At 54.9% G+C, this 14,470-nt stretch carries 13 protein-coding genes; 6 read left to right on the top strand and 7 right to left on the bottom strand.

Features of this window, described 5'->3' with window-relative positions; all coding sequences use genetic code 11:
* Window positions 1-10: 10 nt before the first annotated feature.
* The 3 genes from Q3Y58_RS14380 to Q3Y58_RS14370 all read right to left on the bottom strand — a co-directional run bounded on the left by Q3Y58_RS14380 (window position 11) and on the right by Q3Y58_RS14370 (window position 4,623).
* Window positions 11-991, bottom strand: a complete 981-nt coding sequence (locus tag Q3Y58_RS14380) for an ABC transporter permease (RefSeq protein WP_274219952.1) — start codon at window positions 989-991, stop codon at window positions 11-13.
* An 81-nt stretch (window positions 992-1,072) separates the two neighbouring features.
* Window positions 1,073-2,653 carry an ABC transporter substrate-binding protein gene (locus tag Q3Y58_RS14375; RefSeq protein ID WP_319622704.1) on the bottom strand — a complete coding sequence of 527 codons (1,581 nt, stop codon included), beginning with the start codon at window positions 2,651-2,653 and terminating at the stop codon, window positions 1,073-1,075.
* A gap of 248 nt (window positions 2,654-2,901) precedes the next feature.
* The gene (locus tag Q3Y58_RS14370) at window positions 2,902-4,623 is read right to left on the bottom strand and encodes an adenylate/guanylate cyclase domain-containing protein (RefSeq protein ID WP_319622703.1); all 1,722 of its coding nucleotides are present in this window, start codon (window positions 4,621-4,623) and stop codon (window positions 2,902-2,904) included.
* A gap of 192 nt (window positions 4,624-4,815) precedes the next feature.
* On the opposite strand from Q3Y58_RS14370, the gene Q3Y58_RS14365 reads away from it, so the two are divergent.
* Window positions 4,816-5,175 carry an ArsC family reductase gene (locus tag Q3Y58_RS14365; protein WP_319622702.1) on the top strand — a complete coding sequence of 120 codons (360 nt, stop codon included), beginning with the start codon at window positions 4,816-4,818 and terminating at the stop codon, window positions 5,173-5,175.
* Here Q3Y58_RS14365 and Q3Y58_RS14360 read toward each other — a convergent pair whose 3' ends face one another.
* Window positions 5,176-5,970: a creatininase family protein gene (locus tag Q3Y58_RS14360; protein WP_319622701.1), complete on the bottom strand. Its 795-nt coding sequence runs from the start codon at window positions 5,968-5,970 to the stop codon at window positions 5,176-5,178. It lies immediately after the preceding gene.
* A 109-nt stretch (window positions 5,971-6,079) separates the two neighbouring features.
* Between Q3Y58_RS14360 and Q3Y58_RS14355 the strand changes: the two genes are divergently transcribed.
* The 3 genes from Q3Y58_RS14355 to Q3Y58_RS14345 all read left to right on the top strand — a co-directional run bounded on the left by Q3Y58_RS14355 (window position 6,080) and on the right by Q3Y58_RS14345 (window position 8,659).
* Complete coding sequence (locus tag Q3Y58_RS14355; RefSeq protein WP_319622700.1) at window positions 6,080-6,880, top strand: ABC transporter ATP-binding protein; 801 nt, start codon at window positions 6,080-6,082, stop codon at window positions 6,878-6,880.
* A gap of 139 nt (window positions 6,881-7,019) precedes the next feature.
* Window positions 7,020-7,547: a MarR family winged helix-turn-helix transcriptional regulator gene (locus tag Q3Y58_RS14350; protein WP_319622774.1), complete on the top strand. Its 528-nt coding sequence runs from the start codon at window positions 7,020-7,022 to the stop codon at window positions 7,545-7,547.
* Between the two features lie 71 nt (window positions 7,548-7,618).
* Window positions 7,619-8,659 carry an ABC transporter ATP-binding protein gene (locus tag Q3Y58_RS14345; RefSeq protein ID WP_319622699.1) on the top strand — a complete coding sequence of 347 codons (1,041 nt, stop codon included), beginning with the start codon at window positions 7,619-7,621 and terminating at the stop codon, window positions 8,657-8,659.
* A 9-nt stretch (window positions 8,660-8,668) separates the two neighbouring features.
* Here Q3Y58_RS14345 and Q3Y58_RS14340 read toward each other — a convergent pair whose 3' ends face one another.
* The 3 genes from Q3Y58_RS14340 to Q3Y58_RS14330 all read right to left on the bottom strand — a co-directional run bounded on the left by Q3Y58_RS14340 (window position 8,669) and on the right by Q3Y58_RS14330 (window position 12,048).
* Entirely contained in the window at window positions 8,669-9,202 is a 534-nt protein-coding gene (locus tag Q3Y58_RS14340; protein WP_319622698.1) for a DinB family protein, read from the bottom strand.
* A gap of 75 nt (window positions 9,203-9,277) precedes the next feature.
* Window positions 9,278-11,065, bottom strand: coding sequence for an ABC transporter permease (locus Q3Y58_RS14335; protein WP_319622697.1), 1,788 nt, complete (start codon window positions 11,063-11,065; stop codon window positions 9,278-9,280).
* A 2-nt stretch (window positions 11,066-11,067) separates the two neighbouring features.
* Window positions 11,068-12,048, bottom strand: coding sequence for an ABC transporter substrate-binding protein (locus tag Q3Y58_RS14330; RefSeq protein WP_413697828.1), 981 nt, complete (start codon window positions 12,046-12,048; stop codon window positions 11,068-11,070).
* A 389-nt stretch (window positions 12,049-12,437) separates the two neighbouring features.
* Between Q3Y58_RS14330 and Q3Y58_RS14325 the strand changes: the two genes are divergently transcribed.
* The gene (locus tag Q3Y58_RS14325) at window positions 12,438-13,529 is read left to right on the top strand and encodes a LacI family DNA-binding transcriptional regulator (RefSeq protein WP_274219961.1); all 1,092 of its coding nucleotides are present in this window, start codon (window positions 12,438-12,440) and stop codon (window positions 13,527-13,529) included.
* 541 nt (window positions 13,530-14,070) lie between these two features.
* On the top strand, window positions 14,071-14,457 hold the full coding sequence (locus Q3Y58_RS14320) for an AprI/Inh family metalloprotease inhibitor (protein WP_319622696.1): 387 nt from the start codon (window positions 14,071-14,073) through the stop codon (window positions 14,455-14,457).
* Window positions 14,458-14,470: the final 13 nt, after the last annotated feature.

Here is a 14,470-nt window from a genome sequence, read left to right as displayed (position 1 = left end):
GCTTTAGCCCTCAGAGTCCGGAGCGCTCGGTGCGCAGACGTGGGTCAATCACAACGTAGAGAATGTCTACGGCCAGATTGATCACCACGAAGATGAATGCGGTAAGCATGAGGTATGCTGCCATGATCGGGATATCTACATTCTGCACGGCCTGCAGAAACAGAAGGCCCATGCCCGGCCACTGGAATACCGTTTCCGTGATGATGGCAAAGGCGATGATCGATCCAAGCTGCAAGCCGGTAATGGTGATAACAGGCACCATGGTGTTTTTCAGAGCGTGAACGAAGTGAATTGAGCGATCGGGCAAGCCGCGAGCGCGGGCGAACTTGATATAGTCCGTCCGGATGACTTCCAGCATCTCGGCGCGGATGAGGCGCATGATCAGCGTCATCTGGAACAAGCCCAGCGTGATGGATGGAAGGATGAGCGCCTTGAGCCCGCTTAATGTCAAGAAACCGGTGGTCCACCAGTCGCCGATTGCCACAACGTCACCCCGGCCGAAGCTTGGCAGCCATTGCAGGTGAACAGAGAACAGGAAGATCAGCAAGATCCCGATAAAGAAGGTCGGGAGAGAGACGCCAATCAGCGAGACTGTCAGGAACAGTTTGGACAGTGGGGAATGGCGGTTCAGACCGGTATAAACGCCCATTGGCACGCCAACGACAAGGGCGAACAGGGCGGAGACGAAGGATAGCTCCAGTGTAGCCGGGAGGCGCTTGGCTATGAGCTCTGCGACCGGCTGCTTGAACTGATAGGAGTTGCCGAAATCGAACTGAAGTGCGCCCATGATGAAGCGCGCAAACTGAATGATGATGGGGTCGTTCAGCCCCAAGCGTTCTCTCAGGGCCTCGCGTTGTTCAGGTGTGGTCTCAATGCCCACCATCTGGTTGATGGGATCTCCAACAAACCGGAACAGCATGAAGGAGATAAGGGCCACGACAAACATGACGACAACCGCCATGACGAGGCGACGAGAAATGAAGCCAAACATGGTATTCCAATGAGGTTCTTGTGATTGAGAAGACCCGACGCACGTGTTGCGTCGGGCCACTATTTCGTGTCGGAAACCTGACTAGTTTTTGACTACATGGCGGAATTTGAAGTAGTTGTCTGCGCGCTGTGCAACGGAGACGTTGTCCGCAACACCCCAAGCCAAACCTTGCTGGTGGAGAGGAATGTGAGAGACTTCTTCAGTGGTCAGCCGGTAGGCTTCAGTAATGTAAGCGTTGCGCTTTTCCTGATCGTTCTCAGAGAGGATCAACTTGCTCAGCTCATCTACCCGCGGGTTGCAATAGCCGCCGAGGTTGAATGGGCCGCCATTGCCAGCGTCATCCCGGCAGTTGTGCAGGTTCAGGAGCACGTTGTAGCTGTCAAAGGAACCTGGGGTCCAACCAAGCAGGTAGAAGGAGGTGTCGTAGCCGCCAGAAGCCAGAATTTTTGCAAAATACTGTGCCTTTGGTTGGGCGTTCAAATCTACCTTGATGCCAACACGTGCAAGGAACGACGCAACAGCCTGACAGATTGCCTCATCGTTCACGTACCGATCGTTTGGACAGTCCATGCCAACGGAGAAACCGTCTGGATATCCCGCTTCTGCCAGAAGTGCCTTTGATGCTTCCGGGTCGTATGGGAACCGCTGGAACTCGTCAGAGTGCTCGAACAGGAACGGAGAGATCATGAGAGCGGTAGGCGTTGCCAGATCGCGCATGATCTTGGTCTTGATCGCTTCAATATCAATGGCCTGGTAGACAGCTTTGCGCACCCGAACGTCCTTGAACGGGTTCTTGCCCTTCACATCGGAGTAAAGAAGTTCATCGCGCTTCTGGTCCATGCCAAGGAAAATGGTCCGCAGTTCCGGGCCTGTCAGGGCCGAGGTGCCATCATTGCTGTTAACGCGGTTGATGTCCTGAACTGGAATTGGGTACACCATGTCCATCTCACCGGACAGCAATGCTGCAACGCGGGTTGCGTCAGAGCTGATCGGCGTGAACTCAACTGTGGTCAGGTTGTGCTTGACCTCATCCCACCAGTTCTCGTTCTTTTCGTAAACTGTTCGTACACCTGGTTCGTGACTGGTGATCTTGAACGGGCCCGTACCGTTCGCATTGAGCGAAGCATAGTTCGGGCTGGTGTCAGATGCAGAGGTGACCTTGACGGCATCATTTGCCTCGGTCCACTCCTTGTCCATGATGAGCCAAGTGCCCCATTCCGAGTGGAGGATTGGGTTTGGTGCCGACAGAACGAAGTCAACGGTGTAGTCGTCGACAATTTCGACTTTTACATCTGGCGCAAGGCGTGTGGTCACGTCAGAGCCTTCTGACCGGACACGCTCGGCGGAAAACACCACATCTTCGGCAGTGAAGTCATTGCCGTTGTGGAACTTCACGCCCTCGCGCAAATAGAAGCGCCAACGCGTTGGCTCAATGATTTCCCAGCGCTCAGCAAGTGATGGCTCGATCTGGAGATCTGGTGTCAGTCGCACCAGTCCTTCATACACATTGCCGTGCATGCCAAGCGTGAAAGATTCATTCAAGCTGTATGGATCGAGCTGGTTTAAGGTGCCCTGAAATGCGAACTTTAAGGTCTCGGCGGACGCACTGGTTCCGGCCAATGCCGCAATGACTGCGGCTGCTGCAGCTACGCGATAACGCATGTTCCCCTCATCTCCACGCTGTTGAACGCGCGGTTCTTAATGATATCGGTACGATGTAGACGACGTTGACCCGATCCCAGTTCCCACGATCCAACGTCGATGAAGGGAGTGTACCTACGTAATTGCACGCGTCTAGAGGGAGAGTGAAACTTTCGTGATCCAAATCAGCACATTATTGATGAAAATATGTGTTTCTGCCTGATTTTTGGCATTTATTTTCTGATAGCTCATGCAGAAGATGAGAAAAGCTAAACAGCGCGTTGTTGCTCTTTCATGGTTGTCGTGCTGGATGCCGTTAGGACATTCTCAAGTTTCGAACCATTTTCGAGAATCGTTACGCTGAGCGGGCGTTCTCGGCCACGCACCGTGATGTCTTCCTGTTTGCCGATAAGGCTTTCATTCAGGCCAGCACTGCGTATGACGGATGTCGAAACCACAGCAGTCGCCCCGTGGGACTTTGTTTCCGTTTCCAATCGGCTGGCAACATTCACAGTGTCGCCCAAGGCTGTCAGGCCGGACTCCAGAACATTTCCGCCATCAAGTCCTACCCGGCCGATGATGGCTGGTCCGGCATGCAGGCCGATGCCGATGCGCAGGGGGACAGCCAGCTGGCTCTTGAGTTCGTCGTTCATGACCTGCATTTCGCGCTCGATATCGATGATGGTTTGCAATGCCGCGCGCAGCGCTTGAGTGCGGTCCATATCGATGCCGAACAAGGCCATCACCCCGTCTCCCATGACCTTGTCTATGAGCCCGCCGTTCTGGTTCACCGCCTTGGTCACGCCTTTGACATAACGGTTGAGAATGAACACCACGTCATAAGGCAGACGGTCCTCGGCCATACGGGTGAAGCCTCGCAGGTCTATGAACATGACTGCAATGGGTTGCTCAACGCCCCAGCGGTATCGGTCCATAGTGCCGGGCTCGGGCTGTTGGAGCTCGGTCGTGAGCAATGGGTAGACGCGCATGTTGGCCTTGGGGCGGATCTGGCAGGCCAGCCGCACGCCTTTACCTGCCCCAATGCGTTCTAATACCTTGGCTTCCGCCGCATTTGGCGGGTCCAGCTCGTCCAGCCCTTCCATAACCAATGTTCTGCACGTGGAGCATCGGGCTCTCCCGCCGCAAACGGCTTGAACTGGCACCCTGTTGGCGCGGCTTATTTCAAGCAGCGTGGGCCCGGGGGCAGTGCGTACCCGCACACTATTGGGATAGTTGATGGAAATCTTTTTGCGGAACTGGGCAGTGAAGGTGCGCATTGCAAACAGAATAACAATCGATACGGCCACAACCGCGAAGATGGCCCTTCCGATTGTGTCGTATTCCATGAGCTGGGCCAATACCTCTGGGGGCAGGGAAGCAGCTTGTTCTCCCTTCAGGTAGATCATCCGGCCAGCGTGGGTCCACCCGGTTGTAGCCGTAACCGGAATTATGATGGCGAGTGTCAACAGACCCAGTTGGACGCGTCGGTACCAGGGCTTCAACCGCAGCCAGAAATGCAGACCAATGCAGCTGTGTATCCAGACGAAAAGCAAAAGCAGTGTCTGGTTGAGGAAACCGCCCGGCCACATGAGAGAAAGCACCGAGTTGTAGTCAACAGAGGTGTTGAACAGGTTCTCGCTGATGCGGGTTCGGTTGAGATGCAGAACCAGAAAAAACGGAATGCCCATGCCAAGGGCCAGCTGCAAGGCTTCCCAACTAGGCATCTTAAGCGTTCTCCGGCGCACCGTCTTCCAAAGGGCCATGGCGACATGAACGATCAGAGCGCCATAGAGCAGGATCGTTCCGGGCCATGAGTGCCAGATGGCATAGCGCCAGTCCTGAAACTGCATCATTGCCGCCAAAGAGATGTTGCCCAGAGCATGGTTGATGAAGTGCGTCAGCGCAAAGACAAACAGCACCAGCCCGGAGACGAGGCGCAAGCGCTGGTTCAAAGACCCTTGGACAGACTGTTTGTCGACAACATCGTTCATCGGCATCTCCGGTGGCTGGTGCACGAAGATGTGCGTCTATGCCATGACCGTCAAACACCAATTTTGTTTACAGACTGTTTAAGGCATGGACGGGGAGCCTGCAGGCTTTTATCCAAGCCCGGATATCTGTCGTTTGTGGCGGGTCTATCACTTGATTTGATGGGCCTGCGTGCTGCTGATCTGGAGGGCCCTATGAAGCTTTATGGTATTCGAAATTGCGACACCGTCAAAAAAGCGCGGAAGTTTCTTGATTCCGCCGAGGTGGCCTATGACTTTCATGACTACAAGAAAGAGGGCGTAGACGCAGACGTTTTGAAGGCGTTTGTCATAGAGTTTGGTTGGGAAGCGGTGCTGAACAAACGCGGCACCACGTGGCGTCGCCAGCCCGATGAGGTCAAAGAGGCGGTCAACTCCCAAGAGAGCGCAATTGAGTTCATGATGGGCGAGCCGAGCGCAATCAAACGCCCGCTGGTTCAGGCCAATGAGAAGCGTTTTATCGGGTTTGATCAGACGGCATGGGAAGTTGCGCTTGCTGAAGGCACTCTGGCCTGATCAGTCGAAGTCTGCGATGTCGAACTGATGCACATCTTGCAATAGCTGGACAAGACCGCGTGCGCCATGATCCAGTGACGCACGCCCTTTTTCCGCTGTTGCGGCAGCTGCGTTTCCCATGACACCTTGCGGGTTCAGGTCTTCCGTTTTCCAGCCATACTGGTGGCGGCCATGACCTCGCAAATGCTCGAAGTTTTTGAGGTAGTCCTGCTGGGCAGAAGGGAAATCTGCAGCTTTCTCCATGCGAACCAGATCAGGTCGCAGCGCCAGCATCAGGGAGGTTTCAATATCACCCCCGTGGATGCCATAGGTGAATTCTTCTTGCGTAAACAGGCCCTCTGGCTGTCCATAGCGCAGCCAGCTGGTTTCCACTGCGAGCATCTTGTTTTCCACGCGCAAAGTGCGTGTCACAACGTCCATCAGGGGTGCATTGCCGCCGTGGGAATTTACGATCACCAGTTTGCGCAGACCGGCCCGGTTTACGCTTTTGCCAATTTCAATCCAGCTCTTGATGGCGGTTTCCCAGCTGATCGTCAGTGTTCCGGGAAAAGAGATGTGCTCGTCTGACTTGCCGATGGCCTGAACGGGCAAGAAGGTTACGGGCAGGTCGTCCGGCAGAAGCTCAATGGTGCGTTCCACCTGTCCTTCGGCAATGGTTGCGTCTGTGCTCAACGGCAAATGTGGGCCGTGCTGTTCGATTGCCGCTATTGGTAAGACGGCAATCCAGTCTTTTGACGCCTCAGAGAAATCGGTGGTTGTCATCTCTTGCCAATGGCGACGCGGCAGACCCTGCATCTTTTTTGTTCCCGAACTGGTTGGGGCTTGCTTCATCCTGAGTGATGAAGCCTTGTGATCTCGTAACACCTTAAATAGATAGATAGCAAATCCGGTGAAAGGGAAGAGAATGCAGTTTCGCACAGAACATCAGCACGCCGTTCATCTGCCGCTCGAATCGTCCAATGCGATTTTGGCGCTGAGTGGGGTGACAAAGAGCTTCGATTCTGGCGGTCCTGTTCTGAGCGACTTTTCTCTTACTGTCACAAAAGGCGAATTCCTGAGCATTCTTGGGCCATCTGGCTGCGGGAAATCCACACTGTTGCGGCTAATCTCCGGTCTGGAAGAGCCTACATCCGGACGCATTGAGGTGGACCATGGTCCCGCTGCAACGGATGAACTTGGCTTTGTGTTTCAGGAGCCCACCTTGCTGCCTTGGACGACCGTTTTTGGCAACGTTCACTGGCCTTTGAAGATCAAGGGTATTTCTGCCAAGAAGGCGGCGGAACAAGTGATGGAAGCCCTGGCGTTGGTGGGGCTGGCCGACAGCGCAGACAAGTGGCCATCGGAGCTTTCTGGCGGCATGAAAATGCGTGTCTCCATTGCAAGAGCCTTGATCACGAAACCAAAAATTCTGCTTATGGATGAACCGTTTGCGGCTCTGGATGAGATTACGCGAAACAAGCTCAACGATGATCTTCTGGAGTTGTGGGAACGGTTTGGCTGGACCATCGTTTTTGTAACACACTCCGTCTATGAGAGCGTCTACCTGTCCTCTCGGCTGGTGGTGATGAGCAGGCAGCAGGGCCGGGTGGTCCGTGACTTTGAAGTTGAGGCTCCCTATCCGCGGGGCAGGGAGTTCCGGTTGTCGACACCCTATGCAGAATTGTGCAGGCAAGCGGTTGATGCTTTGGAGCAAGCCAGCGTATAAGTTAGCTGGTTTAATTGTTAGGTTTCTAACAAAATCCACAGACCGTCATTGGACATATAAAAACGCAGGCTAAGAAAATGCCGTGAGCACGACGTGCGTGCTTACTATCGATTCCTTAAACAGCGAGAACTGCATCGCCATGGGTTTCAATTTCAAGAAGAGCACCACTTTTCGACTTGCTCAGGCCGCCAAGGCTCAACGAGCTCGTTCCGGTGCGCACCTTTCCCGCATCGGCCTTCACCCGGGTCAGGAAGCGGTTCTGAAGGTCCTCAGCGAGGCTGATGGCCGCACCATGAGCCAGCTTGCTCTCGCGCTTGGTGTTCAGCCGCCTACAGTAACCAAAATGGTTACACGCCTTACAGCGCAAGGTCTGGTTGAGCGCCAGCTTTCTGATACGGATGGTCGCCTTGCGCGCGTTTACCTGACTCAAGAAGGTCAGGACCGCATTCAGCAAGTTGATCGGGCCTGGAAGCGTCTGGAACGTGAAGCTCTGGCCGGCCTTGACGACAAGGATCGCAAGAAGTTGCGCAAGCTGCTGCGCGTCGTCGAGAAGAACCTCTCCAACAAGCAGTTGGATGATGATGACGATGAAGATGATGACGCCGATGACGCCAAGGTTGCATCTGACAAGGTTGTAGACGCGCTTCCGGTGGAAACACAGGTTTAACCTGCGTTTCTACCCAAGCTGTCATGCGCCTTTAAAGAAGACCGCGTACCGAACCTCCACGGAGGTTCGTAATGTCATCTGTCAAAATAAATAATATTTCCAAGAGCTTCGGTTCCCATAAAGCTCTTAGCGAACTGGATCTGGATATCCAGGAGGGCGAGTTCCTTTGCGTGCTCGGCCCATCTGGTTGTGGTAAGACGACCCTGTTGCGTATCATCGCTGGTCTTGAGCGCATCGATGACGGTGAAATCCGTTTCGATGATGAGTTGGTTTCGTCTGCTCACACGCATAGAACGCCTGAAGAGCGCAACGTGGGGATGGTCTTCCAGTCCTATGCGTTGTGGCCACACATGACGGCAAAAGAAAACGCCGAATTCCCTCTTAAGGTGGCGAACAAGTCAGCTGAAGAGAGGGCGAGCATTGTGAACGGGGCCATGGACGCGGTGCGTCTGACGCCGTTTGCAGATCGGCGCCCCAGCGAGTTGTCAGGTGGTCAGCAGCAGCGTGTCGCGCTTGCACGGTGCCTGACGCAGGCTCCAAAAATCGTGCTCATGGATGAGCCGTTGGCCAACCTGGACATGCACCTGCGCGAAGACATGTTGCAGGAGTTTTCCCAGTTTCACAAAACGACCGGCTCCACGATCATGTACATTACCCATGATCAGGCCGAAGCCATGTCCATTGCGGACCGGATCGCGGTGTTGCTGGATGGCAAGTTGCAACAGCTTTCGCGACCGGAGGAGCTTTACAACTGTCCCAAGAACGCAGCGGTGGCTCGGTTTATTGGCGCAGGCTCGGTGCTTTCCGCCGTTGCCAATGGCGAACAGACTGTCTCATTCGACGGCGAAACCGTTGTAGCCAACTCTGAAACCCCATTGGTTTCAGCTGAGGCGGTGACCATTGTCATTCGTCCCGAAGACCTTCACCTCGGGTCCGGGCGCTTCAAGGGCAAGGTGGATGATGTGACCTACCTTGGCGGCCGTTTCCGGGTGCGTTTGCTCTGCATCCATCAGGATAAGCAGGTCGAGCTGACGGCTTACAGTTCCAGCCGCTTGGCCGAGGGCGAACATATTGCCTTCGACGTGGCGCAAGTCTGGGCCATGAAGGGCTAGGGGCAACGCTCAGACGTTGTCAATCAAAGCCAGCAGGTCGGTGACGCCGATGTCTTTACCGGCCTGCAAAAGCAGCGTGCTCACTTGGCCTCGGTGATGGGTCTGATGATTGAAGAAATGCTGCAGCAGATCCGAAAACGGTTTGGTCATCGGGATCCCGGCCATGTTCTTGTAGGTGAGCGTTTGGTTGAGATCAAACTGAGTGATCTCCGAGGTGAACTTCGTAATCGTGCTATCCATCTGCACCCGAGCTTCCCAAAGGTCTGGCAGCCGATCGTAGAGGACCATGTCCAAAGACGAGGGCTTGGCGCGTTTCGCAAGGGGAGCGAGCGCTGAAAAATGTGCCGGGTGCTCTGAGAAGCGTTGAAGCCATATGATGTCTGCCACGTAGACGTGGTTCAGCGTGCCAAGAATGGACTTGAAGTAGGCTCCGCGATCTTTTTCGATCTCTTCAGCAGTCAATGTGTTCGCCGCTGTGTAGATCTTTTCGTTCATCCAGCGGTTATAGCGTGCCATCAGGGCGAGGTCGTGAGGCGTCGGCATTCATCTCTCCCATGTCATTGCTCGGCGAACTATGGCACGGGAGAGAGGTTTTTTCAGTTGGTCATTTCTCAGTGACTAGCGCTTCGTGTGCGGTTGGTCATCAGTCCAAGGCAACACACCGCGTGGCAGCACCCCGCTTAGTGACTGGGCAATCAGCATGATCAGGAAGATCACGACGACAGTTACCACTGCCAAAGCGCTTGACAGCACCGTGTAACCACCATCATCCAGATTGAACACCAGCACACCAAGCGTTTCGTTGCCAGCTGACCAGAGCAAGGCGGAAACCGTCAACTCGTTCATGGCTGTCATGAACACGAGGATGCCACCTGCGGCTGCCACCGGCCCCAGCAGAGGGGCTGCGATGCGGAACAACCGGTCAAAGAATGATGCGCCGACAATGCGTGCCGCTTCATCCAGCTTCGGGTCAAGCTGTTCAAACCCAGCGATCACGGGCTTGATGGCAAGTGACAGGAAGCGGGCAAGGTAGGCCACGAGAATGATGCCCAGAGTGCCATAGAGGCTGATACCGATGATAGGCAGCGGCTTGAGGAACACGAGGATCATGGCGATGGACAACACGACACCGGGAAGGGCGTAGGGCATTTCGGAGAGTGTTGCTGCGAATTTTGCCGCGCGGCTTTTTTGCCAGACCATGAAGAAGCCAAGAGGAATTGCCACAATCGCCAAGGCAATGGCGCTGACGAGTGCCAGACCGCCAGAGTTGGCGAATGCCCGCAAGGTTGCGCTCTGACGGAACAAGATCTCGCGGAAGTTCTCTAAGCTGGCTGTCTCAAAGGTGAGGCCAACGCCGTAGGCTGGTACCAGGGCCGTCGCAAGCAGAGCGGACAGTGGCAAAACGAGAATCATGAGAATGATGAGCCAAAGCAGTGCCTCTACAAGGGGGCGCAGGCCTTTGAGAGGTATGAACAGCGGGGCACCGGGTTTGGACATGAGCCGGGCTTCGATGCGCCCCTTCACCCAATTTTGCAAAAGGACCGCTGCAAGGCCAATCAATCCCACCAATATGGCGAGGATCGCGACATCCGAGATGATTGATGGACCGAATGAGGTCAAGCGGCGGTAGATCAGGGTTGGCAACACATAATAACTCTCGGGAATACCCAGCATGGCCGGAATGCCGAAGTTGCCCAGAGCCGATACAAAGGTGAGGCCTGCTGCTGCGACCAGAGAAGGGGTGAGCAGCGGTACGATGATCTGAAACGCGATGCGCTGGGCTCCTGCGCCTGCCATCCGGGCTGCCTCGATCAGTTCCCGCGGGATTTGACGGAAGGCCGCGCGCAGCAGCAAGAACGCCAGAGGCGCGTGCTGAATGCCAAGCAGAAGAATGATGCCTTCTCTGGAATAGACCGGATTGGTGGAGCCGGGTTCCGGGGCAATGCCAAGGGTGTTGAGCAGTGCTGAGGAAGGACCAAAAACCTGTATCCAGGAAAGCGCGGTGACCTGCGGCGGGATCATCATGGGCAGCATGAAGCAAAACACCAGCGGCAGCTTCAGACGAATGTCCGTCAGGGCAACCAAAAAGGCGAAAAAGCCGCCGAGGACGATGGCAAACAGCATGCCGAAAAAGCTGGTTTCCAGCGAGTGCATGGTTGCACGCCATGTGGAGCGGGAGCTCAGAGCCCGTTCCACTGGACTGATTTCAAATGCGCCGTTGGTGAAGACTGCTTCCGTGGCAAGGCGCAGCAAGGGCCAGCCAGCCAAAACGGTGATGGCCAGAACAATCACCCAAAGTGTGGTGTTTTCTGCCAGCCATTGCGCGGAGAGCCGCGGCTTGAAAGGAAGGACGCGCCGGAGGAAACCTGCCGACGCGCCACGTTCATTCGCAATGTTGAGAGACAAGATTATTCCCCGAAGATCTCGATGAACTTCATCTTGTCCTGCTCAGCAGTTTCCAAAGCTTCACCAGCGTCAAAGTCCATCAGCTTGATCTTGTCGCGGGAAGGGAAGCCAGCTGGAGCGTCAACACCTGGATGTGCCGGCAGGTAGCCCTGTGCTGCTGCGAGCTTCTGACCTTCTTCGGAGAGCAGAAACTCAACGAACTTGGCTGCGGCAGATGGGTTGTTTGCAGTAGACAGAACAGCAACTGGCTCGGTTACAGCAGAAACGCCCTCTTCAGGGAATACGAACTCAACTGGTGAGCCTTTTGCCTTCTCACGAATTGGCAGGAAGTCTACTACAACACCGGCCATTTTCTCGCCGCCTGCAACAGCCTTGAAGGTGCCGCCGTTGCCGCCTTGTGGCTTCACGTCGTTTGCGGCCAGTGCGGAGTAGTAGTCCCAACCCAAAGCTGGGTTCTGGGTCAGAGCTTCCATGTGGATGGTCGCTGCACCAGAGGTGAGCGGAGATGGCATGGCAACAAGGCCCTTCAGCTCTGGGGACACCAGATCTTTCCAGGAAGTTGGCTTCACGTCAGAGTTGGTGTTGTAGACGATGCCGGTGGTGATCAGCTTCGTGGAGAAGTAATGGTTGTCGGCGTCATAAAGAGCCTTGTCATAGGCGCTGAGGTCCAGACCTTCGACTGGGGCCAGACGACCTTCACGCTTCAGGCCTTCCATGGTGACGATGTCAGCAATCAACAGCACGTCTGGCTTTGGGTTACCTGCAGCGAACTCAGCGCGCAGCTTCGCCATGATCTTGGTGGTGCCGTCGCGAACCCAGTCTACCTTGATGTCCGGGTTGGCAGCCATGAAAGCATCAACAGTTTGTTGTGCGTCAGCATTTGGCTGGCTGGTGTAAACAACCAAGGTTTCTTCGGAGAGAGCTGGTGTGGCGACTACAGACGCAAGGCCGAGCGCCAGAACGAGTTTGCGTAGTGACATGATGCTACCTGTTTGTATGTGAGGCTGCGATGGCGGTTGCTTTCGCGATGAGCGCTTGCTTAATCGTTACATGTTACGCGAGTACGACGGTTTCCTTACACGCCAATGACGAAATGATTGATATATAATCGCTTTTTTGCTCACATTCGAAATTATCCTTATAAATCAAGGCGTGCAGGTTAGCTGGTTTATCAATTAGAGGCGCTAAGCATTTGAATGATCTTTCTTCATTTGTGTTCTGGTTTTAATGGTTGGTTCTGTTGGCCTTCGCCGATGCACCTAGCCTGTAAGGACAGGCAGTTGCCGTGGGATGGGCCGACGAACTCTGCGAGGCGGAGGCCTTCACTGCGCTCATCTATCGCCGAAGTAGCTGTTTGCTTTCAGGGGAGGGCGTGTTACGAAGCCAAAGCAGAGCCAGCTTGGAGTATCAGGACGTGCGTGCAGCAGGTAAGCGCCTTCGCTTGGGTGATCTTGCAGAAAAACTGGGAATTTCGACCGCGACCGTGTCGCTCGCGCTTCGAGATTCGCCTTTGGTGGCCAAGGAAACGCGCCAGCGCGTGAAGGATTATGCTGCCGAAGTTGGCTACATCTACAACAGATCTGCCGCTTCGTTGCGGACGTCCCAGTCAGACATGATTGGCGTCGCCGTCCACGACATCCTGAACCCTTATTTTGCCGAGGTTTTTCGCGGTCTTGAGGAAGTTCTGGCGGAAGAAGACAAGACCATCTTGATCTGCAACCACCGGGACATGCTCAAAAGGCAAGATCAGTTCATTGATACGCTGCTTCAGCACCGCGTTGATGGGTTGATCCTGTGTCCTTCTGTTGGCACCTCGCCGGAGCGGATCAATCAGATTTCTGAGCAGGGTGTGGCCATTACGCTGGTTTGTCGAGATCTGCCGGGCGTTCAGACGCCATGCGTGCGTGGGGACGACTATCATGGCAGCTACCTGATGACCAAGCACCTAATTGATCAGGGGCACCGCCAAATCGCGATGATTGGGGGACGCCGCCAGAGTTCTTCCGGCCGGGACCGCAACAACGGGTGGCGGGCTGCGCTGGTGGATGCCGGGATTGATCCTGATGAACAGCTCGATATTCCGGAGCTCATGACACAGGCCGACGGTCAGGCCGTGGTGCCGAGAATCCTGTCGGCGATTCCGCGTCCAACTGCCGTTGCGTGCTTTAATGATCTGGTCGCACTTGGTGTCTTGACAGCGGTTCGTCGCGCTGGGGTTGAACCGGGGCCGGAACTGGCGATTACGGGGTATGACGACACGGAGGGTGTGCAAAACCGCACTCCTGCACTGACGACTGTTGCGAACGGCGCGGAGACCATCGGTCGTGAGGCGGCTCAGATGATGCTCAAGCAAATCAACGGAGAACCAGTTCCAAGCGGTATCAAGTTGATCAAGCCGGAACTGCGGATTCGCGAAAGTGCGCCGCCAATCGGGTGCCGTCTTGGGCCTGTGGTTGGGGTGTGAGTGCTTTGTGAGCACACTGTGGTGAATCTGTGGTTTTATAAGGAAGCGTCACAAATCTACTGATTGTTAAGCTGAATCGCCTAGTCTGATACCCAGTAAAGGTACTGGGAGTGGCGTTATGATTGATGTTGCGGTAGCGCATGAAGAGCGCAAAGACCTCAAGATGTTTGGTTTTTTCACGCTGGCCATGGCCTGCATGGTTCTGTTGGTCGGTTAAATCAAACCTCCGACAACACAGCTTGCGTAACGTGGCTGTGACAACTCTGCCAAACAAATCAAAAGTTTTCCCTAGGTTCCACGCAATTACTGCGCAGAATTCCTAATAAAACGCCTTAAATTATCCTTTTTTTATTGCGAAACCAAAGCATGACTTCGTCGTGCTGGGGTTAGTCGCGTTTACGTATTGGCGCGCAGTCATGGTTAATCTAGAATTAACCATAAGTGACGGAGTATTACCTTAATAACGTAGTTGCGGGGAAATGCTGCGATGGTTGGGCGAACTCCAATTCTATCATTGGCCACCTGTTTGGTGGGTGCCGTTATGGCGCTGACCGCTGCGAATGCGGGCACGAATTCGACAAAACCTGTCGGAGTGTGGCGTGTTTCGGACGCGCTGTCTTCGGCGGCCTGTGTGGTGGAACTGCGCAAAGACCCTACGGACAATGGACATGGCTACGAGTTTGCAGCCTGGGGCTGCGAGCCGCTGCGCGCTGGCCTTCAAGCTGCGACCACATGGCGTTGGAGCCATGACAGCGGCCTCCTCATCATGAATGAGGGTGGTTCAACCATTGCGCAATTTGACCTGGCGGAGCTTGACGGACTGGCCTCTGTTTTCCCTGCTTCCCATTTTCTGGTGATGCGTCCCGAGACCGGCACTGAGCTGGCAGACCTGATCGAGAAGGCGATCACAATTACGGCGCAGAGGTAGGATAAGTCTTCCC

This window comes from Nesiotobacter zosterae (genome assembly GCF_033843645.1).
GTDB lineage: Bacteria > Pseudomonadota > Alphaproteobacteria > Rhizobiales > Stappiaceae > Pseudovibrio > Pseudovibrio zosterae.
The sequence above is the reverse complement of the archived record's forward strand: the minus strand, read 5'-3'. Positions and strand labels throughout refer to the sequence as shown.